Raw genomic sequence first — 20,109 nt, 5'->3', positions numbered from 1 at the left:
ATGTGTTACCTGCCATTTTTCAGTTTTATGTATTCAAAAATTAAATAATGGCCTCAAGCAGTAAACTTCAAAAAATCAACTCTGTTTTATTCTTTTGTTTTCTTTTAATTATTGGCTTATACTATGGCTCATCTTTCCTGATTCCATTGACGTTTGGAATATTTTTCACCACCTTGGTTCTCCCCATCAGCGCTTTTTTTGAGAAAAAATTGAAATTTGGGAGAATGCTTTCATCTTTTGTCAGCACTTTTATTTTGTTCTTGGTAGTTGGAGGGCTCTTCTTTTTATTAATTAGACAATTCAGCATGTTCGTGAGTGATCTTCTAGAGAGAAAAGAAGATATTTTGGGGTTTATTGATAATTTACGTGAGCAGGTTGTGCAGTTAACAGGGATTACTCTGGAGCAGCAGGAAGAGGTTTTTAAGGATCGAATTTTTGGAATGATCCAGGAGTTACAAAAGCATTTATCCAATCTGTTCAACAATTTTGTTGATATTCTGATGGATTTTCTCGTGATGCTGATATATGTGTTTTTATTCCTTTTGTACCGGGATCAATTTTTCAATTTTTTCATGAAGTACGCTTCTAGTAATAATAACAGCAGTGCAGAAAAAATCATCAATGAATCAAAAACGGTAGCCAATAGGTATTTGTGGGGCAGAGTGCAGGTGATGATAGCCCTGGCAATCATGTACCCCATTACTTTCCTTGCTTATAACCTGGAATATTCAGCCCTACTCATCATTTTTGGCGTCCTTATTACAATTGTTCCCTACATCGGACCTTTTGTAAGTGGGTTACTGCCTGTACTATTTATGGTTGTGTTTAGTGATAGCTCTGCAGAAATCATTTCATTTGCAGCTATAGTGCTGGTGATACAACTTGTTGAAAGCTACGTGCTGGAGCCGATTATAATCGGGTCTGAAGTCAAGCAAAGTCCACTGTTTATTATTATAGCAATTGTATTGGGTAGTGTGATATGGGGATTTGCAGGTTTAGTCTTATTTGTCCCGTTGTTTGCTATCATGAAAATAATTTTTGACCACACTCCTGGATTAGAACCACTAGGAGTTTTAATAGGTTATAAAAACGATAAACCCTCAGAAAAAAATTAGTTGAAGAAAACTTCTATATGGAATAGGTGAGTATGGAAAAAGCAATTTCAGGAGTAACAATAGAGTGTATAAAAGGAGATATTGCATCCCAAGCCGATGTAGTCGCTGTTGTTAATGCAGCAAATGCAGAATTGAAAACGGGTGGTGGAGTCGCAGGTGCTTTACATAGAGCTGCGGGTCCAGGTCTTGAGGAGGAATGTAGACCATTGGCGCCAATACAACCTGGTGAAGCAGTTGTAACAGGAGGTCATGAATTGCTGAATGATTATGTTATTCACTGTTTAGGTCCGGTTTATGGCAGAGACCAGCCAGAAGATGAACTTTTAGCAAATAGCTATCGTAATGCTTTGGAAATTGCTGAAGATAAAAAAATCGACTCCATCGCCTTTCCGGCCATATCCACCGGTGCCTTTGGATATCCCACAAAAGAGGCCGCCAAAATAGCTTTTGAAACTATTTCAAACATAATACCTGAATTAAATACTGTCAAAACAATTCGATTCGTACTCTTTGATGAGGACGATTTAAAAATACACGCAGAGGAATTGTCTCAACTTTAATCTAAGCTGATAAATCACCAAAAATTGTCATCAACTCAATTTATTTAAAAGTACAGATGGACATAAAATTGAAAAATAGATATGGGTAAAAGAAAGCTCAAGAAAACACTAAATCTATGGGATATATTGATGTTTGGGATAGGCGGAATGGTAGGGGCTGGTATTTATGCTATTATTGGGGAAGCTGCAGCTCTTGGAGGGAATATGCTATGGCTTAGTTTTGCAATAGCTGCTTGTGTAGCGCTTCTTACCGGTTTAAGCTATGCTGAATTTGTGAGCAAATTTCCAGATTCTGGTGGAAGTTTTGAATACATCAAACAAAGTTTAGGACATAAAGCTGCTTTAATGATGTCTATCTTGATGATGTTTACTGGAGTAGTAGCAGCCGCGGCAATTGCTATTAGCTTTGCTAGCTATTTAAGCAGATTAATACAATTTCCCACCTGGATCATTGTCATTGCTATCGTTGGATTGATGGCTTTATTCAACATTTTTGGAGCAAAGTATAGTTCATATTACAATTCGGTTGCTACCATAATAACGTTGTTGGGTCTCGCTGTTATCATCGTCGCTTGTATTCCAGATATTGGTACTACAGATCTTACGCAATTAAATGATTTTGGATGGAACGGCATTTTAGCGGCTAGCGCTCTTATCTTCTTTAGCTATGTAGGTTTTGAAGATTTAGTAAAAATGGCCGAGGAAACTAAAAACGCCGAAAAGGTAATGCCCAAAGGCGTTCTCCTGAGTGGTGTAGCTGTTTTAATCATTTATGTGCTTATTACCATAAGTGCGGTAAGTGTTTTGGACTGGAATGAACTTGCACAAGCTGAGGGTCCATTGGCAGTGGTTATCAAAACAAAGCTTGGTACAATTGGTGCAACAGGACTAGTGGTTGTTGCACTATTTGCAACAAGTAAAACAATACTGAGCAATATATTGGGGACCTCCCGATTGCTATATGATGTTGCCAGAGATAGTGATATTAAATGGCTTAAGAAGTTTACTACCGTTTCTGGAATAGGAAATGCTCCAAATTATGCCATCATTGCTATAGCTCTTGTTGCTATTGCTTTTGGTTTATTAGGAGATTTAAAATTAGTAGCCAGTATAAGTAATATTTTCATTTTCATCGTATTTGGAATGGTGAATTTCTCTTTACTTATATACCGATCAAATCATAGGGGTGAAAAAAAAGCTCCTTTTCATATACCCTTGAATATTCAAAATATTCCGATTCCTACAATTGTGGCTTTAGTCACAATTCTTATTCTTTTCGGTTACAATATTTACAATCTAACCCAAGGTAATTTGTAATTTTACTTTTAGAGCCAGATAGAATTATATTCTATATTAATTAATAATTACCACCGATATTTGAGGAAATAATTATTTATATTTTTAATTCAAGCCAAAACTTACTTTGACCAATGAGTTTAACGTTATCCATTATCACTTTCGGAATTGCAACATTGATCATTGTTTTTGCAGGGACTTCATTAACAAAATACGCCGATCAACTAGCAGATAAAACAGGATTAGGCGAAGCGTTCGTTGGAGCCATATTTTTGGGAGGAGTGACTTCTATCGCTGGCATCATAACCTCTGTCTCAGCCGCCTATAACGGGCATCCAGAATTAGCCATAAGCAATGCGATTGGCGGAATAGCGGCTCAAACTCTTTTTCTTTCCATAGCTGATATCACTTATAGAAAAATCAATCTGGAACATGCTTCAGCTTCTTTAACCAATTTGATGCAAGGTGTTTTACTCATGGGTTTATTAGCTATGGTAATTTTGGGTGTAGCGAGTCCAGACGTTACACTATTCAATGTACACCCTATCTCTATAACCATTATTGTAGCTTATCTTCTAGGTTCAAAAATGATATCTACAGCGAAAGACAAGCCTATGTGGAGTCCAAAAATCACGATGTCAACAGTAGAAGACGAGCCAGAAGAAAAGAACATCAAGAAGACTAAATTGAGCAGCCTTGTTTTAAAGTTTGTTTTCCTCTCTGTTCTGGTTGGGCTTTCTGGATATGCTATTGGAATGTCGGGCATAAATATTTCCAATAACACGGGTCTGAGTGAAGGTTTTGTGGGTTCTCTATTTACAGCTGTTGCAACATCTCTTCCAGAACTCATTGTTACTCTGGCAGCAGTAAGACGGAAAGCTCTTGCGCTTGCAGTAGGAAATATTGTAGGTGGAAATTCATTTGATGTACTTTTTGTAGCCTTTTCTGATTTCGCCTATCAGGACGGGAGTATATTACACAATATCACAACTTATCAATCTTTTATTGTTCCTATGACAATGCTTATGGTTAGTGTTTTGATCATGGGATTGCTTTTAAGACAACGAAAAGGCATCGGTAATATAGGGTGGGAGAGCGCTTTGATTATTCTGATTTATATCATTGGTAATATTACTTTATACTTCTATTTTTAAATGGCTTAGGGATTTGTTTAAAATACAGGAGAACTGATCGAATTTTACGGAACATCAAGATTCCTATTGATATTAAAAACTCAAAAAACGCGCTTGGATTTCAAAATCCAAGCGCGTTTTTTGAGTTTTTAATCAAATCTAACTAGTCACTTCAAAAGAAATTTTTGCGTTTACTGCGTAAGAAACTATTTCGTTATTCGTTACGTTAGCGTTCATCTCTTTGATATAGATAGACTTAATATTTTTGACGCTTTTGGAAGCTTCCTTCACCGCATTTTTTGCAGCATCATCAAAATTTGTTTCTGATACTCCTATAACTTCAATTACTTTAACTATGCTTATAATGTATTAATTTATTGATTCATAATAATTTAATAAAATAATACAGACATTTGTAGTAATCAACAATATTTAACAAAAAGTTAAATATCTGCTTTAAAAAATGAATTTCTTTCTCAATTTTAGATCCGCAAATAATGATTTATTAATTTTTAAGTAAATACACTTAATTTCAATTGAATTCTGTTTTATGAAAATGGTGAAAAGGAGATTTATATCTATTTGCATTAAAAACGCTTCCAAACCTTTATTTTCTGAAATCAATATGATATTCAAATGAACTTGTTAATATTTTTTTTGTTCAGGCTCTGAAATGAAATCAGTATTTATTCATAATTTTGACCAATATCCATAGTCTTGAGTAACACTAATAAAAACAAATCATTCTTATCTAGAACGCTTTCACTTAGTGTAGCAATCAGTATTGGTGCGGGAATCATGGTGGGTGCTGGAATTTTTGTTTTTCCAGGCATTGCCTCAGGGCAGGCAGGACCGGCAGCGATGTTGTAGTTTCTACTAGCGGGTATCATTGCTCTTATAGTCGCCTTGTGTACTGCAGAGCTCGCCACGGCTATGTCTTCCAGTGGTGGAGGCTATTATTTTGTGTCCAGAACTTTTGGACCTTTTTGGGGCATCCTCATAGGGGTTGGCCAATGGATAGGCCTCGTCTTTGCTAGTGCTTTTTATCTCTATAGCTTTGGCAGTTATTTACTCGACTTACTCAAAGAATTAGTTTACCGACCAGGAGATCCAGTGATTCTAGTCGGCTTAGCTTCAGCTATTCTTCTTACAGCGATAAACATTCTGGGTACAAAAAATGCAGGAAAAGTACAAAGCAGTGTGATGTTGGTCCTAACAGGGATTTTATCGCTGTTGTTTGTTTATGGTGTACTCCAGGCTTTTGGAATCATCGGTGAAAATAGTCTGCCAACTCCTTTTGCTCCCAAGGGCCTGACTCCAGTTTTTGGTGTATCTGCCCTTATTTTTACTTCTTATCTTGGTTTCGTTCAGATTGCAACGGTGGGAGGTGAGATTATAAACCCACAGCGTAATATTTCAAGAGCCTTGATTATAAGCGTTCTGATTGCGATTACCCTTTACGTATTGGCTATTTTTGTTTCTAACAGTGTACTATTTATAGATCAACTAAAAGAATATGGAGAAACTGCCATTGTTGAAGTCGCTCGAAAACTCATAGGCAACATCGGTGCTTTAGTTGTGCTTTTTGCGGGGCTATTGGCTACTTTTTCCAGTGCTAACGCTTCCATACTTAGCTCTTCCAGAACTATTTTTGCCTTAAGTAAAGATGGATTAGTACCAAAATGGCTATCCGCAGTGCACGAACGTTTCGGCACTCCGCATCGGGCGATCTTTTTGGTAGGCTTACCCGTTGTAGCTGTTTTATTTGTTGGAAATCTTGAAGTTCTGGCAGAAACCGCTTCTTTGCTCCATTTAGTAATTTACGGATTAATTTGTGCATGTGTAATTAAGCTGCGCAAAGAGAAACTGATATGGTATGTGCCAGGTTTCAAAACCCCTGGTTATCCAATAATTCCTGCTATTGGGTTGATTGCTGGATTCGTACTCATATATTTTATGCAGACCAGGTCTTTGATTTACGGTGATGTTGTACTCGTTGCTAGTGCGATATTCTATTTTGCCTATGCTCGTGGAAAAACTCTTGAAAATCCATCTCCACCACACATAGAACCGAAATTGCGTAGACCTAAAATATTGCTTCCGGTTTCTCTTCCAATGGAAAAAATATACCCTTTGCCATCCTTAGAGCTTTTACTGACCTCGAAGTGCTTTTACTTGGTTACAAAGAATTGAAAGAACAAACTGATCCCGAACAGTATGAAGAAGAGGATGATGGAAAATCTGAAGAAGAATTAAATACAGTAAAACAACAACTGGATAATGAGGACTTTGATGTTGAAACACAATTGGTTTTCACTCCAGATGTCGCTCAAACCATAGATAATGCCATTATAGACTATAACTGCTCAGCCTTACTTATTGTTAAACCTATAAGTGAACTCAGGCGACAACTGATTCCCGTTTATGACTTAAACCAGTTGAGCAAACGTTTTGCAACAGTAATTTATGAACTCACTCAAGCCAGTGACTTGCCTGCAGAATTATTGTTTATAGAAAGCCCTGAAGAAGAAGCTGATGAGGAGGAAAATGAAGGTCGAAAAGATCTTTCTGCAATGAAAGAAAAGGCATTTGGAAGACTTAAGCAGTCTGGGGTGGATTTGAATCAGATCAAATCAAGCTCTATACAAGTGGAAAATATTTCTGAAGCTGTAGAGAAAAACAGTAAGGAGGAAGATCTTCTCATCCTTGTTGAAGCCAATGCCAAAGAAAGAGAGGACTTGATCAACAGGATACGAGAAGAAATTACTGAAAAAATTGACTGCCCACTTCTCGTTGTTTTAGAAGAACGGGATGCCTAAGAAAATGCATCTCCTGAAGATAGCCCCGCAGAAGAGGTTAACAAAAAAGAGAGTGATAACGAATAAGGCTATTTTGAACTTGAGCTTAATCAAATGAATCTAGAATGCCAGAATCTTCTGATTTTGATTTAGTTTCCATAATTAATTGAGTTCCAAAAAATCCACCTTTTGATATTGGATTTTGTGCTAAACTGAAATCACTAAGCGCTGATAGACTTGAGCGGTTAAAAATGCATCGCCTAAAGCCGTATGCCTGTCCTTTTTGGGAATATGGAATTCATCGCACAATTCATCTAAACTTTTGTGCATCGATTGATCCACTCCTTTAAATTTTGAATATAGGTCGTTGGTATCGGCTACTTGGTTTTTCAACTTTGGAAGTCCCATAGTTGCGAGGGCTATATTAATCATTTGGATATCAAACTGGATGTGATGCCCCAGGATTTTAGAATTGCTCAGGAATTTTAGTAATTGCTTAAGGGCATCACTTTCAGAAATCAAGGAATACGGCTTGTTTTTTACAATGCCGTGTACAGCAATACTTTCTGGTTTATTCAGTTTTTGATTGAGGAATACATAAAAATGATCTTTGACATGGATCACGTTATCATGTAAAGCGACTGCTCCAATCGATAAAATTTTATCTTCTCCAGGGGTGAGTCCAGTGGTTTCACAATCTAAAACGATGACTCGGCTACGATCAGATTGTTTAAATTTTGCGGCGTAAGCTTGCCAAAACTCCGGGTAATCTTCTTTCTTTTTAAATAAGTTATCGAGCCAGCGCATCATAGAAAGTAGGCGAGTTGAAATCGGTTTTTTAATAAACGTTGAATGTCTTTGATGGGTTTAAAGGCACGCTTCAACTTCATTTTGTCACTTTTGCTCAATGTTGACAGTTCCAAATACCTGCCTGTAGAATTGTGCTGAAAGCCTTCAATGGCTCTAAACCTTGATAAGACATGAAAACTTTTGATACATCCCGCGTAGATGTCTTCGTTTTGCGGTTCGAGTTCTATCAGTTTTTCAAAGCGTTCAATCGTATTGTTTTTACCTTCTATGCCTTCAGATAAAATTAAAACCCGGGCCGCCTCCACCAACGGCTGAATGGCTCTGGCTTTGACATCAAATTCATCTTTATGTCCGCCATCCTCTTCAATTATAAATTGTCTGAAAAACCCTAAAGGCGGCGGATTTTTTACCGCATCTTCACCTAGATAAGCGAAAAAACGTTGATTGCCTTTTAGTTTTTTGAAAATATGCGCACTCAGTTGTTTCGAAAGCTCATCTTCACCATACACCTTAGCGTAGTCAAAAAAGATATTACACATCATGATGCTTTTAGATGAAGGCTTATCTATCCAATTGGAAAACTTCTGTTTCCACTGACTCAGACTCAAGCAATACTCCGGATTGCTGGCCATCATGTCTGCAGGACAAAACACATAGCCAAGTTCATTGAAAATGCGACTTACCTCCTCAGCCAATTTTAAAAAGTAGGCCTGGGTATGTTCAAATTTTTCATCGGGAACGTCTTCAAAAACCAATGCATGATCCTGATCTGTTAGCAACAATTGTTCGCCCCGCCCTTGACTCCCAATTCCCAGCCAGGCAAATTTGACTGGAGATTCTCCAAGTTTTTGTTCGCTTAATTCAATGACCCGGTGCATCAAAGCTTGCATGATCAATCGGCTTACTTTCATGACGTAGGGCATCGGCAAGCCCGTGTTGAGGTAGGCCTGTAAGAGACTACTCAGTGATTCCCGAATTCTGATTAGATCTTCTTGTTGGTCCACCCGTTCAATTTGCTTCAGAAGTGCGATAGGATTATTGGCTTGCACCGTAACAATATCATGCTCTGATAAAATTCCTATAATTTCTGAATTTTGAGATCCATCTTTGGTAACGCACAAATGACCAATTTTATGCTGTAAGAGTAAGCCCTGTACATCGGCTAAATGAACATGCGGAGGAACGCATTTTACAGGTGAAGACATGATTATGCTTAACTTTTCTTCATTATTCATGCTACCATTGGCGACCCACCGGCGAATATCTTTATCGGTGACGATACCAATCGGGAGCTTATTCTCTTCAATAATTAGCGAGCTGATTTTGTGCTTATTCATAATATAAGCCGCTTCCTGTATCGTCTTGGTAGGAGAGAGGCAAATAGGATTTTTGGTGTAAAATGCCTGCTGAAAAAAATCCAATTCTGAAGTTGCCTCTTCGCCTGAATTGTAATTGCTGGATAGCAGTTTACCTTTAGATTCTGAAGATTTTGGATTTCTGGTATTGGAGGCAAAGCTCTCCAGGAGAAAATCCATCACCATTTTGTTATTCAGTAATAATTCTTTAAAAGCCTCAAAAGGAATGGCATACAATACGCATTCTTCTCTTGCCATGGCTTCCATAGCGTAGGTTTGATCTGCAAACAATGGGCGTAAGCCCAGAATATCGCCTTCGTCGCATATATCGATCCAGTTGGATGAGCTCACGTCTTTTGACCGTAATCCTACTGCTCCTTGTTGCACCACATAAAATTCCTTGTGCGCTGCGTCCCCTTGTTTAAATAAAAAGTCTCTTTTAGGAATATAATGAACTCTAACTTGTGTAGCTAATCGATGTAGGTCAGCCAAACTCAAATCCTGAAAGGGCGGATATTGCTTCAGAAAATCAGCAACACGTTCTACAATGACATTTTCCATTTCAATGAGGGTTTGAACTAGTTGTAAAAGTTAAGCAAAAGAAACCATTTGCTGAAATTCATATGTGTTTGCTTTTCTAAAATTAAATATTTACAACTTGAATTGTAATTTTTCATTGCTAAACAAAAAACAACGTTGTGCTGATAAGATCTTTTTGTTTAAATTAAAAATAATACTTTTAAAGAAAAAATGATATTATGATCAAGCAACACATGGTTTTATTTTGGGCAAGCGGATTGTTTTTAGGTTTAATGGTCGGCGCTTATTTTTCCTGTCCGCTTTGGAAAGTCGCTGTTCCTACTATGTTAGTTCTGTCAATTGCTGCAGGGGTGACTGGTTATAATCAACTGAAAAAGTCTGATGAGGATTAATGAGAAGTAAGGCTTCTTAAGTTCTGAGTCTTACTATTAAGACAAGCCTTCAAATTACTTTAAAATGAAATCCATACTAGAAATTTACAATCTCAATACTCACCAAAGGGAAGTGATCTATACTGAAAATGGTCATTTTGAGGCGCCCAACTGGAGTCGAGATGATAAATATCTTCTTTTAAATAGTGATGGAAAACTTTTTAAACTGAATTTGAAAACCAAAGCAAGAACAGATCTAGACACAGGTTTTGCAAAACATCTGAACAATGACCATGGCATTTCGCCAGACGGAAAACAGATAGTTATCAGCTCTGCTGATGCATTCCCACCCAAGGATAAAGAACAGTGGCTCACTTCCAAAATTTATAGACTTCCAGCCTCTGGTGGTACTCCAGAATTGATCACGCCCAAAGAACCTTCCTTTTGGCACGGTTGGTCCCCAGACGGGAAAACTCTGGTTTATACAGCCAAACGTGATAAGAGTCTTGATATTTACAATATTGACATTGCTAGCGGTCAGGAAACCAGACTTACAGCCGGAGAATGGCTAGACGATGGTCCAGATTATTCCCACGATGGACACTACATTTATTACAATTCCATACGATCTGGAAGCATGGAGATCTGGAGGATGAAAGTGGATGGTAGCGAAAAAACACAACTTACACAAGATGTCTACTCCAACTGGTTTCCACACCCGTCGCCAGACGGTTTTTCTTTTGTATTTCTATCCTATCTCAAAGATCAGGGCGATGCCCACCCACCATTGAAACAAGTAGCCCTAAGACTTTTCGATTTGGAAACCCAAGAGATCACTACTTTATGCGAATTTACCGGCGGACAAGGCAGCCTCAATGTGCCCTCCTGGTCACCTGATGGGAAACGCTTTGCTTTTGTTTCTTATGAAAAGTAATTCGTCCTTAAGTTGTTTTGCCTATTAAGTCAAACCATATCTGCATGAGTTATCCTTTAAATCACTCACGGTGATGTGGATAATTTATTTTTGTCAAATTGCATTTTATTGAATAAGATGCTTTAATTTGGAACTTAAAAAAACGATAGTAATTACATGTTAATCAGATTTTAAAAGCTGGCTTTGAAGTTATAAATAACCAATTACTATAGATTAAGAAATGGAAACTACTAAAATTAATTATTTACAAATCCATCGAAAAAAACTTTAATTTCATTTTCACTTCTATGGTTTTTAGGTACATCATGATCTATGTCCTGATGATTGGTTCGACTATAGTAATAGGAAAACTTTACTTTAATTATCAAAAAAAAATAAAATCTAAACGAATTTAAAGCGAAAATAATTTTAGAACTTTAATTAACTTAAGAGTTGTACTCGGCAATATTTCAATCAGATACAAGAAAGATATACATGTCTCTTATTACAGAATTCTTTAAATTCAAGATTTATATTAAATCCACTAACTATGATGAAAAACACATCAAGAAGAGATGTAAAAGTATTTATCCTTGGATTTTTCAGCTTTTTTGTAGTCAATACACTTTACGACTGGGAGGCGCTAAAGAAGCGATCATAAGCGGAGGGAATGCTTACAAAAATTCATTAAAGCCATAATTATTAACTTTTCTATCTAATGAAAATAAAATTTTCAAATTACAGACTTTACATCAACTTAGGCTTAGGGATCACTTGGATAATAATGGGTACCTATTCTTTAAATGAAAGCGATTCTAGCATATGGAAAGGTATCGTATATATGATTTTGGCCGTTCTCTATTTAGGGCATTATTTATACGATCTAAAACATGGCTATCTCGAAATCGAAAACGGGATCATCACCAAAAACATACTTTACGGTTTTAAAAATAAAATGGAGTTGGATGACATTCAACAGATTGAGAAAGTAAAAGGGAATTACATCCTAAAATCAGCATCCAAAACGATGAAAATTAAGATCGATCTCATAGATCATTCTTCGTTAAACAAATTGCTAGAGCTTTTAAAAGGTCTTGATCTACCTTCAGAAAAATCCTTTTTAGCCAGTTGGAAATGAAAATCAATTTTCAAAAGTTTAGACTCTACATCAACTTAACAATGGGTATACTGTTGTTTTCAGCAGGAGTCTTTTCTCTGTATGAAAGCAATTTTACTAAATTGTACGGCTTTCTTTTTACGATTTTAGGGATACTATATTAAGGACATTATTTTTATGATCTAAAACATGGCTATCTCATAATCGAAAACGGGATCATCACTAAAAACATACTTTACGGGTTCAAAAATAAGATGGAGTTGGATGAGATTCAACATATTGAGAAAGTAAAAGGGAATTACATTTTAAGATCAGGATCTAAAGCGATGAAGATTAAAATTGATCTCGTTGATCATTCCTCGTTGAATAAATTGCTAGAGCTTTTAAAAGGTCTTGATTTACCTTCAGAAAAATCCTTTTTAGCCAGTTGGAAATGAAAATAACATTCACTAAAAAACGCCTTTACACAGATTTATACTTAAGTCTTTTTTGGTTTGTGCCGGGGGTTTATTACCTATTCTTAAACGACAATTTCACAGAGCTTTAAAATTATTTCTATGTAACAGCTGGTCTAGCAATCTTTACAGTTTTTCTTTACAATCAAAAGCATCAATACCTTCAAATCAATAATGAGAAAATCGAAAAAAACACTCTCTATTTATTTAAAAATAAAATCAATGTGGATGAAATCGTAGAGATAGAGAAAGTTAACGATAAGTATATTCTGAAATCCGACACCAAAAAACTAAAAATTAAACTCAATTTCATCGAAAAAGAATCTATTAACCAATTGAATGAATTTCTAAAAGATCTAGATTTACCATCTGAGAATACTTTTTTGGCAAGCTGAATTATGAAAATAAATCTAAAGAAAAGAAAACTCAACACCCATCTCACTTTAGGATTGGTATGGATAGCTTTTGGTATTGGCTATTTTCTCATTACCAGTGAGAATATATATTGGTTTGGATTCGGCTTTATAGCCATTGGCTTTTTGGATATTCTCCACTTTCTCTATGATACTAAACATCAATATCTGATTATAGAAAACGGGGTGATCAAGAAGAATTTTCTTTATGGATTTAGTTTTACGAATGAGATACATATAGACCACATTAAGGAGATCAAAAGAATACACGGTGACTTTATCTTAAAGTCGGGAAATAAAACTTTAAAGATTGAACCAGATGTCATCGAAAAAGAATCTCTGGACCAATTAATTCATTTTCTTAAAAACCTAAACCTTCCTCCGGACAAAAATTTTTTAACCAGCTGAAATGAAAATCAATTTTTATAAAAAAAGAATTTACTCGCCTTTGATCATTGCCTCATTATGGATCATAGTTGGGTTTTATTTTTTATTTACTGGAGAGGACTCTTTTAACTGGAGTGCTTTCGTCTATCTGTTTTTAGGTGCTGGCCACTTGTTCGATTTTTTCTACTCCAGCAAGAATCTCTATTTGTTGATCGAAAACAATAGCATTGAGGAAGTCAAGTTACTTCGATCAAATACCAAAATAGATTTTAATGAGATTCAGGATATTCAAAAAATTGAGGGAAATTACATTGTGAAGTCAGAAACGAAAACAATACAGATTGATTTCAATTCTATTGATAACACGTCTCTAGTCAAATTAATCAAGGTATTTAAGACGCTTGATTTACCTTCAGAAAAGAACTGCTTCAGTAAGTTTTAAAGCATTTCAGAAGCCTTTTTCTTGATTTAAAAAACTACTTCTAATGTTTCACGCTTTTAAGGCTATCCAACAATGAAAATAGTTTTTTAATTATTTCGACATTTTACTATTCTGTGTAACTATCGTTACTTTCAAAACTATAGTTTAAACTTATATTTTTACCATCATAAAAAACAAATTAACTATGGAAGATTTAAAAGAAATAAACAACGCAGAACAACCAGCTCAGATGCCAAGAATCGGTGATCAAGCTCCAGATTTTGAAGCAGTAACCACTACAGGTAAAATGAAAATGTCTGAGTTTGCTCCAGACAAATGGACGGTAATGTTTTCTCACCCTGCAGATTTTACGCCTGTATGTACCACCGAAATGAGTGGATTTGCAGTCAGAAAAAAAGAGTTTGAAGCTCTTAACACTGAACTTTTAGGATTGAGTATTGACTCCATTCACTCTCACATTGGTTGGGTAGATAGCGTTAAGCAAAACACCGGAGTCTATATGGACTTTCCAATTATCGCAGATATCGATATGAAGGTATCCAAGCTATACGGAATGTTACAGCCCAACGAAAGTGAAACTGCAGCTGTAAGAGCCGTATTCTTCATCGATCCGAGCAAAAAAATAAGATTGATCATGTACTACCCGCTAAATGTAGGTAGAAACATGGATGAGATCTTAAGATGTTTGGAAGCTCTACAATTCTCCGATGAACACGGTGCAGCTTGCCCATTGGATTGGAAAAAAGGTGAAAAAGGCATTGTACCACCACCAAAAACATTGAAGGCATACGAAGACAGAGTAGCAGATGAGTCTATCGAGAAAACAACTTGGTATCTGGCCAAGAAACAATTTTAGTAAGTAGTTTTGTTGATTAATGAAAGCGGAGATGTATTCTCCGCTTTTTTTGTTTTAAGCTATTTCTTGTTTTCATTGTTTTCGGTACCTGGGAGATTTCAAATTTATCATTCCGAACTTGTAATTTCAAAATTTTGATCTATAACTCACGACTTACAGATCAAAAATTCATAATTCGAAATTCGAAATTTTTCACTCCCTAAAACCTACCTCCTCAGATTCCTGTAACTTTAGTTACCATTCAATACATAGACTCTGCCTAAATTGCTTTATTAAATTTGAATATCATGAAATGGACCTTAATTGCTTTAGTTATAGCTGTGAGCCTGACCTCCTGCAAAAAATCTTCTGAAGAAAATAAAACAGATTACATAAAATTAAAGTCAACTGAATTAAATTCAGAAGAAATAGCAGCGAGAGGAAAGACCCTGATGCAGAACAAATGCTATCTCTGCCATAGTCCCAAAGCCGCTGAAGAATCCATGATAGCACCACCGATGATAGCTTTGAAAGCGAGATACTCCCGAGATGCAGATTCCAAAGAAGAATTTATTGCTGATCTATGGAATTTTGTCGAAAAACCGACTCATGAAAAGGCAAAGCTTAAAGGCGCTGTAAAGCGTTTCGGATTAATGCCTTACCAGCCTTACAAGCAAAAAGATATTGAAGCTATCGCTGCATTTATGTATGATTACGAAATTGAACAGCCAGAGTGGTTCCAGGAGCACTGGGAAAAGAAGCACAAGAAAGGATACAGGCAAAAGGGAAAATCTGTTGGGAGCTTACCTGAGCCTGAGCAAAGCTATGCGGAAATTGGTATGTCCTACGCCAAATCTACCAAGCAAACTTTGGGTAAAAACTTGATGGGAGCGATTCAAAAGGAAGGCGTCTTGCATGCTTTATCCTTTTGTAATGTTCAGGCGATGCCACTTACCGATTCTATGGCAACCAAGCACAACGCTGCTATAAAACGAGTTTCTGACAAGTTTAGAAATCCAGAAAATGAAGCTAACGCGGAAGAGTTGGAATATATTTCACTGTATAAGCAGATTTTAAAAAATGGAGAAGAGCCCGAACCTACAGTGGTGGAAGATGGTGAAAACGTGAATTTTTACTATCCTATAGTCACCAATGGCATGTGCCTGAAATGTCATGGAACACCAGGCAAGGAAATCGAAAGAGAAACCTACGATAAAATCAAAGAATTGTATCCTCAAGATAATGCTATAGGTTACGGAGTGAATGAAGTCAGAGGAATGTGGAGTATAAGCTTTGAGAAAAATGAATAGATTTCTTGTACTTACTTCCGTTCTTGTTTTGGTTTTAGGTTGTAAAAATCAATCTAAAGAAGAGGTTGATACTAGTGATAAATCAGTTCATTGGAGTTATGATGGGGAGACAGGTCCGGAGCGGTGGTCAGAGCTGGAAGGTGAAACCCATTGTAATGGAAATTTTCAATCGCCAATCAATCTTGTCAACTATAAAGTTTCAGAGGATCTTGAGCCTATAGACTTACATTATTCAGAAAAAACAATACTCCATGATGTTGCAAATAATGGGCATTCCATTCAGTATGATTTTGAAGAAGGAGATTTTTTGATTCACGAAACCGATACTTTTCATCTCAAACAATTTCATTTCCACGAACCCGCAGAACATCTTATTGAAGGTGTTCGCTATCCTTTGGAAATTCATCTGGTACACCAAAACGAGTCCAAAGAATTTGTGGTGCTTTCAGTGATGGCTAAGGAAGGAAAAAACAGCAAACCCTTTGAACTTCTAGAAAGTTACCTTCCTATTCAAAAAGGAGAAACGAAACTGATACAACGTCCTTTTGATATTTCTCAAAATCTACCACAGAATAAAGGTTACTTTTCATATAATGGTTCGCTTACCACGCCGCCTTGTTCTGAAGAAGTGACCTGGATTGTGTTCAAGCAGGCTATAGAAGTTTCGCTTGAGCAAGTAGAATTATTGAAATACTTGATGCCAATCAACAATTATAGGGAAGAACAGCCTCATCATGGTAGAGTCATTTATTCGACTTCTTTTTAGACTAGAATAAAATCTAATCGATGCCTAAGAAGTAAAAGGTTCTTCGTATTTATGAGCTTAAAATAATATTTAAAAAATCTATGTCAGAAGAACTGAAAGAATGCCCAAATTGTAAATCACCTTATGGTTATTCCGTAGGGCAAGGTTCATACAATTGTCCGCAATGTAGTTTTGAGTGGAATATCGAAGAAAAGAAACCAGAAGGAAACGAAGCGGAAAGCAAAGAACCCCTTATAAAAGATGCTAATGGAAACGTACTTGAAAATGGGGACAACGTCGTTATCGTAAAAGACCTTCCGGTGAAGGGGTTTCCAAAACCGTTGAAAGCAGGAACCAAAGTGAAAAATATTCGTCTGACAGATGGCGATCACAATATCGATTGCAAAATTAAGGATTTTGGAGCCATGGCATTAAAATCTCAATTTGTTAAAAAAGCATAACTCATAACGAACTCAATTGTTGCTTATGAAACTACTTGGACTTATTGGAGGAACATCTTATCACTCCACACTAGAATATTATCGTGATATCAACGCCAAAGTATCCGATAGAATCGGAGGCTCGCAAAATCCAGAATTATTGCTGCATAGCATCAACATTGATGTGATGAGAAGGCAAGATGAAGATGAAATCAATCAAACTTACCTGAGAGTTGCTAAGACTTTGGAGCAGGCAGGCGCAGAGGCTGTCTTGATCTGTGCCAACACCCCGCACATGGCTGTCGATTTTGTCCAGCCTAAAATAGGTATTCCGTTCCTCCACATTGGAGATTCTGTAGCTAAAGAAGCAAAGAAGAACAACTTCAAAAAGTTGCTCTTATTGGGTAATAAACCAACGATGACCAAAGGTTTTTTAAAGGATTATCTAACAAGCAAACACCAACTTGAAATCGTGATTCCTGGTGAAATTGATATTGAAAAATCACATCATTTTGTCTCCAAGGAATTAACTCAGGGTAAATTTACTGAAGAGGCTAAAGCTTTTTACAAGGAACTTATCACCACTTTTGAAAATGATGTAGATGCCGTGATATTAGGGTGTACTGAGCTACCAATTTTACTCAAAAATGAAACATCAACTTTGCCATTTCTAGCTACTACAGATTTACACGTACAGACTGCTGTTGATTTTATTGTTGATTAACATAGGTGAAAAATCACTAATCATAAGAAACTTTATTTTACATAACAACGAGAATTATGTTCGATGAGCCAGTTTTAAAAGTCCTTTTGTATGCATTAATTACTGCCATAACAACTGGATTTGGAGCAATCCCTTTCTTTTTTGTCAAAAAGATGCCTAAAAAATGGCTAGGCTGGGGAGGTGCCGTCGCATCAGGAATTATGCTAGCGGCAAGTTTTAGACTGGTAAATGAAGGGATTGGTTATAATTTGTATAGAACGATTATCGGAGTTTTAGTAGGCTTGGTTTTTATTCTACTTAGTCAGAAATGGCTTTCCAAGCATGATGATCTTCATGTCGGTAAATTAAAAGGAGCTAATGCCAAAAAAGCATTAATGATTATAGGGGTGATGACTATACATTCCTTTGCCGAAGGTGTCGGAATCGGAGTTTCTTTTGGTGGTGATGAAGGATTTGGCGTGTTCATGTCTGCGGCTATTGCTATTCATAATATACCAGAAGGTTTAGCCATTAGCCTTGTTTTGATTCCCAAAGGGATGAGTACCTGGAAGGCAGGAGTATGGAGCATTGTTTCTAGTTTGCCGCAACCTCTTCTGGCAATTCCGGCGTTTCTATTTGTTTCGGCTTTTAAACCATTTCTGCCGGTAGGTTTAGGTCTCGCAGCTGGAGCTATGGTATGGATGGTGTTTTCAGACCTTATACCCGATGCTTTAGAAAATTCAAAAAAACAACACGTCGCCACCATAGTTACAGTTTCTATAGCGATGATGATGCTTTTCCAGGTTTTGATGGAATGACATTGAATGTTTATTGCTTCTCATCAATCAAAATACTTGAATGCCTGCATATCATAAGGTCATTCTTTAGCTATGGGTAATAAGAGCTCAGATATTGTTCTTATTTTTTCTCATATGCTGGTAATTAAGCTTACTGTAAAATCTGTGTAACTTTTGTAACATTCTAAATTAGGCTTATTAGTTATTTTTAAAAAAAACAAAAGACATGAAATCAAAATATTCAGTTTTAATCATTGGAGGAGGTACAGCGGGAATAATGACTGCTGCACAACTCCTCAAAAAGGATTCTGGTCTTTCGATTGGAATTATAGACCCAGCAGATACTCATTATTATCAACCTGCATGGACGCTAGTTGGAGCAGGAACATACGATTATGAAGATACCGCCAAACCTATGAAGGATTTAATTCCTGAAGGTGCTGATTGGATACAAGATTACGCCACTGGATTTGATGCAGATAACAATTTAGTCAAAACAAAAAACAGTGGTGAGGTCAGTTATGATTATCTGGTAGTCGCTCCAGGTTTAGTCATGGATCTTTCTTTAATTGAAGGTTTAGAATCTTCTTTGGATAAAGGAGTGGTATGTAGTAATTATACAGATCCTAAGCACACCTGGGAGGTGGTAAAAAATTTCAAAGGTGGAAATGCCATATTTACACAACCTACAACACCAATTAAGTGCGGTGGTGCTCCTCAGAAAATCGCTTATTTAGCGGCAGATTATTTCCAAAAAAATAAAATTGATGCGCGAGTTGTATTTGCAACTCCTGGTTCCGTTTTGTTCGGTGTAAAAGAAATTCGGGATACACTTACCAAAGTAGTCGATCGTTACGGTATGCACTTTAAGCCTTTTTATGCACCGGTTAAAATTGATGCTGACAAGAAAATTGTCACGTTCAAGTACGTTGGAGACGATGAAAATCAATGTGTAGAAAATGAAAGTAAAAGCATTGGTGAAAAAATATCTGGTGATGCCATTATTGAAATGCCATTTGATATGTTGCATTTAGCACCACCTCAAACTGCTCCAAAATTTATTAAAGAATCAAATTTAGTAACCAAAGAGGGCTGGCTGGACGTGAACATCAATTCTCTCCAACATAATGAATATCCAAATATTTTTGGTTTAGGAGATGTCGCCGCCCTGCCAACTGCCAAAACAGGTGCTGCCATTAGAAAACAAGTACCTGTGGTGGTAGAAAACCTCATGTTTATGATGAACAATAAACCAGCAAGCAATAAAAGCTATCAAGGTTATTCCTCATGCCCATTAGTAACCGGTTATGGCAAAATGGCCTTGGCAGAATTTGATTATGAAGGCAACTTCACACCAGATCCAAAACTAAAACAGATGTTAGTATTCAATTCAGCTAAAGAACATTGGAGACTATGGATGTTGAAAAAGTATGGTTTACCGTATTTATATTGGAATAAAATGATGAAAGGGGAAGCCGTATAAATCATAAATAGTTTTAAGTTCACGAAAGCAGAGTCTCAATTGGGTTCTGCTTTTTTTTTGGAGCTATTCCCGCTATCCATTCCAAGTCCGT

At 36.6% G+C, this 20,109-nt stretch carries 23 protein-coding genes; 19 read left to right on the top strand and 4 right to left on the bottom strand.

Annotation, left to right across the window (positions count from 1 at the left end; translation table 11 throughout):
* Positions 1–47: 47 nt before the first annotated feature.
* From LB452_RS08580 to LB452_RS08565, 4 genes are all read left to right on the top strand, one after another.
* On the top strand, positions 48–1,115 hold the full coding sequence (locus LB452_RS08580) for an AI-2E family transporter (RefSeq protein ID WP_224461325.1): 1,068 nt from the start codon (positions 48–50) through the stop codon (positions 1,113–1,115).
* Between the two features lie 32 nt (positions 1,116–1,147).
* Positions 1,148–1,675, top strand: coding sequence for a macro domain-containing protein (locus LB452_RS08575; RefSeq protein WP_224461324.1), 528 nt, complete (start codon positions 1,148–1,150; stop codon positions 1,673–1,675).
* Between the two features lie 81 nt (positions 1,676–1,756).
* A complete protein-coding gene (locus LB452_RS08570; protein WP_224461323.1) occupies positions 1,757–2,992 on the top strand; it encodes an APC family permease in 1,236 nt (411 codons plus the stop codon).
* Between the two features lie 113 nt (positions 2,993–3,105).
* The gene (locus tag LB452_RS08565; RefSeq protein WP_224461322.1) at positions 3,106–4,125 is read left to right on the top strand and encodes a sodium:calcium antiporter; all 1,020 of its coding nucleotides are present in this window, start codon (positions 3,106–3,108) and stop codon (positions 4,123–4,125) included.
* A gap of 138 nt (positions 4,126–4,263) precedes the next feature.
* Here the strand turns inward: LB452_RS08565 and LB452_RS13630 are convergent, their stop codons facing one another.
* Together LB452_RS13630 and LB452_RS08555 are read right to left on the bottom strand one after the other, a co-directional pair.
* A complete protein-coding gene (locus LB452_RS13630; protein WP_323670376.1) occupies positions 4,264–4,449 on the bottom strand; it encodes a dodecin family protein in 186 nt (61 codons plus the stop codon).
* A gap of 341 nt (positions 4,450–4,790) precedes the next feature.
* The gene (locus LB452_RS08555) at positions 4,791–4,994 is read right to left on the bottom strand and encodes a hypothetical protein (RefSeq protein ID WP_224461321.1); all 204 of its coding nucleotides are present in this window, start codon (positions 4,992–4,994) and stop codon (positions 4,791–4,793) included.
* Positions 4,995–5,010: 16 nt separating this feature from the next.
* Here LB452_RS08555 and LB452_RS08550 point away from each other — a divergent pair, with 16 nt between their 5' ends.
* Positions 5,011–6,297, top strand: coding sequence for an APC family permease (locus LB452_RS08550; protein ID WP_262902992.1), 1,287 nt, complete (start codon positions 5,011–5,013; stop codon positions 6,295–6,297).
* Positions 6,294–6,923, top strand: a complete 630-nt coding sequence (locus LB452_RS08545; RefSeq protein ID WP_224461320.1) for a hypothetical protein — start codon at positions 6,294–6,296, stop codon at positions 6,921–6,923. The genes LB452_RS08550 and LB452_RS08545 overlap by 4 nt, the downstream gene beginning before the upstream one ends.
* A gap of 186 nt (positions 6,924–7,109) precedes the next feature.
* Here the strand turns inward: LB452_RS08545 and LB452_RS08540 are convergent, their stop codons facing one another.
* On the bottom strand, positions 7,110–7,712 hold the full coding sequence (locus LB452_RS08540) for a 3'-5' exonuclease (RefSeq protein ID WP_224461319.1): 603 nt from the start codon (positions 7,710–7,712) through the stop codon (positions 7,110–7,112).
* On the bottom strand, positions 7,709–9,628 hold the full coding sequence (locus LB452_RS08535; protein WP_224461318.1) for a DUF294 nucleotidyltransferase-like domain-containing protein: 1,920 nt from the start codon (positions 9,626–9,628) through the stop codon (positions 7,709–7,711). Before LB452_RS08535 ends, LB452_RS08540 begins: the two co-directional genes overlap by 4 nt.
* A 197-nt stretch (positions 9,629–9,825) precedes the next feature.
* On the opposite strand from LB452_RS08535, the gene LB452_RS08530 reads away from it, so the two are divergent.
* The 13 genes from LB452_RS08530 to LB452_RS08470 all read left to right on the top strand — a co-directional run bounded on the left by LB452_RS08530 (position 9,826) and on the right by LB452_RS08470 (position 20,018).
* The gene (locus tag LB452_RS08530; protein WP_224461317.1) at positions 9,826–9,999 is read left to right on the top strand and encodes a hypothetical protein; all 174 of its coding nucleotides are present in this window, start codon (positions 9,826–9,828) and stop codon (positions 9,997–9,999) included.
* 64 nt (positions 10,000–10,063) lie between these two features.
* Complete coding sequence (locus LB452_RS08525) at positions 10,064–10,912, top strand: TolB family protein (protein ID WP_224461316.1); 849 nt, start codon at positions 10,064–10,066, stop codon at positions 10,910–10,912.
* A gap of 697 nt (positions 10,913–11,609) precedes the next feature.
* Positions 11,610–12,029, top strand: a complete 420-nt coding sequence (locus tag LB452_RS08520; RefSeq protein ID WP_224461315.1) for a hypothetical protein — start codon at positions 11,610–11,612, stop codon at positions 12,027–12,029.
* A 658-nt stretch (positions 12,030–12,687) separates the two neighbouring features.
* Entirely contained in the window at positions 12,688–12,858 is a 171-nt protein-coding gene (locus LB452_RS08515) for a hypothetical protein (RefSeq protein WP_224461314.1), read from the top strand.
* Positions 12,859–12,861: 3 nt separating this feature from the next.
* Positions 12,862–13,284 (top strand): hypothetical protein, encoded by a 423-nt coding sequence (locus LB452_RS08510; protein WP_224461313.1) that lies wholly within the window; start codon positions 12,862–12,864, stop codon positions 13,282–13,284.
* Between the two features lies 1 nt (position 13,285).
* Positions 13,286–13,705 (top strand): hypothetical protein, encoded by a 420-nt coding sequence (locus tag LB452_RS08505; protein ID WP_224461312.1) that lies wholly within the window; start codon positions 13,286–13,288, stop codon positions 13,703–13,705.
* Between the two features lie 184 nt (positions 13,706–13,889).
* Positions 13,890–14,561 (top strand): peroxiredoxin, encoded by a 672-nt coding sequence (locus LB452_RS08500; RefSeq protein WP_224461311.1) that lies wholly within the window; start codon positions 13,890–13,892, stop codon positions 14,559–14,561.
* A 287-nt stretch (positions 14,562–14,848) separates the two neighbouring features.
* On the top strand, positions 14,849–15,850 hold the full coding sequence (locus tag LB452_RS08495; RefSeq protein ID WP_224461310.1) for a c-type heme family protein: 1,002 nt from the start codon (positions 14,849–14,851) through the stop codon (positions 15,848–15,850).
* Entirely contained in the window at positions 15,843–16,616 is a 774-nt protein-coding gene (locus tag LB452_RS08490; RefSeq protein ID WP_224461309.1) for a carbonic anhydrase, read from the top strand. The genes LB452_RS08495 and LB452_RS08490 overlap by 8 nt, the downstream gene beginning before the upstream one ends.
* 80 nt (positions 16,617–16,696) lie before the next feature.
* Positions 16,697–17,056, top strand: a complete 360-nt coding sequence (locus LB452_RS08485; protein ID WP_224461308.1) for a zinc ribbon domain-containing protein YjdM — start codon at positions 16,697–16,699, stop codon at positions 17,054–17,056.
* Between the two features lie 25 nt (positions 17,057–17,081).
* On the top strand, positions 17,082–17,759 hold the full coding sequence (locus tag LB452_RS08480; protein WP_224461307.1) for an aspartate/glutamate racemase family protein: 678 nt from the start codon (positions 17,082–17,084) through the stop codon (positions 17,757–17,759).
* A 56-nt stretch (positions 17,760–17,815) separates the two neighbouring features.
* Positions 17,816–18,556, top strand: coding sequence for a ZIP family metal transporter (locus tag LB452_RS08475; protein ID WP_224461306.1), 741 nt, complete (start codon positions 17,816–17,818; stop codon positions 18,554–18,556).
* A gap of 205 nt (positions 18,557–18,761) precedes the next feature.
* On the top strand, positions 18,762–20,018 hold the full coding sequence (locus tag LB452_RS08470) for an NAD(P)/FAD-dependent oxidoreductase (RefSeq protein WP_224461305.1): 1,257 nt from the start codon (positions 18,762–18,764) through the stop codon (positions 20,016–20,018).
* The last annotated feature ends 91 nt before the right edge of the window (positions 20,019–20,109 follow it).

Origin of the sequence: Psychroflexus longus (assembly GCF_020164595.1) — a bacterium.
Lineage (GTDB): Bacteria > Bacteroidota > Bacteroidia > Flavobacteriales > Flavobacteriaceae > Psychroflexus > Psychroflexus longus.
Note: the sequence above shows the minus strand (reverse complement) of the source record. Positions and strands in the feature narration are given on the sequence as shown.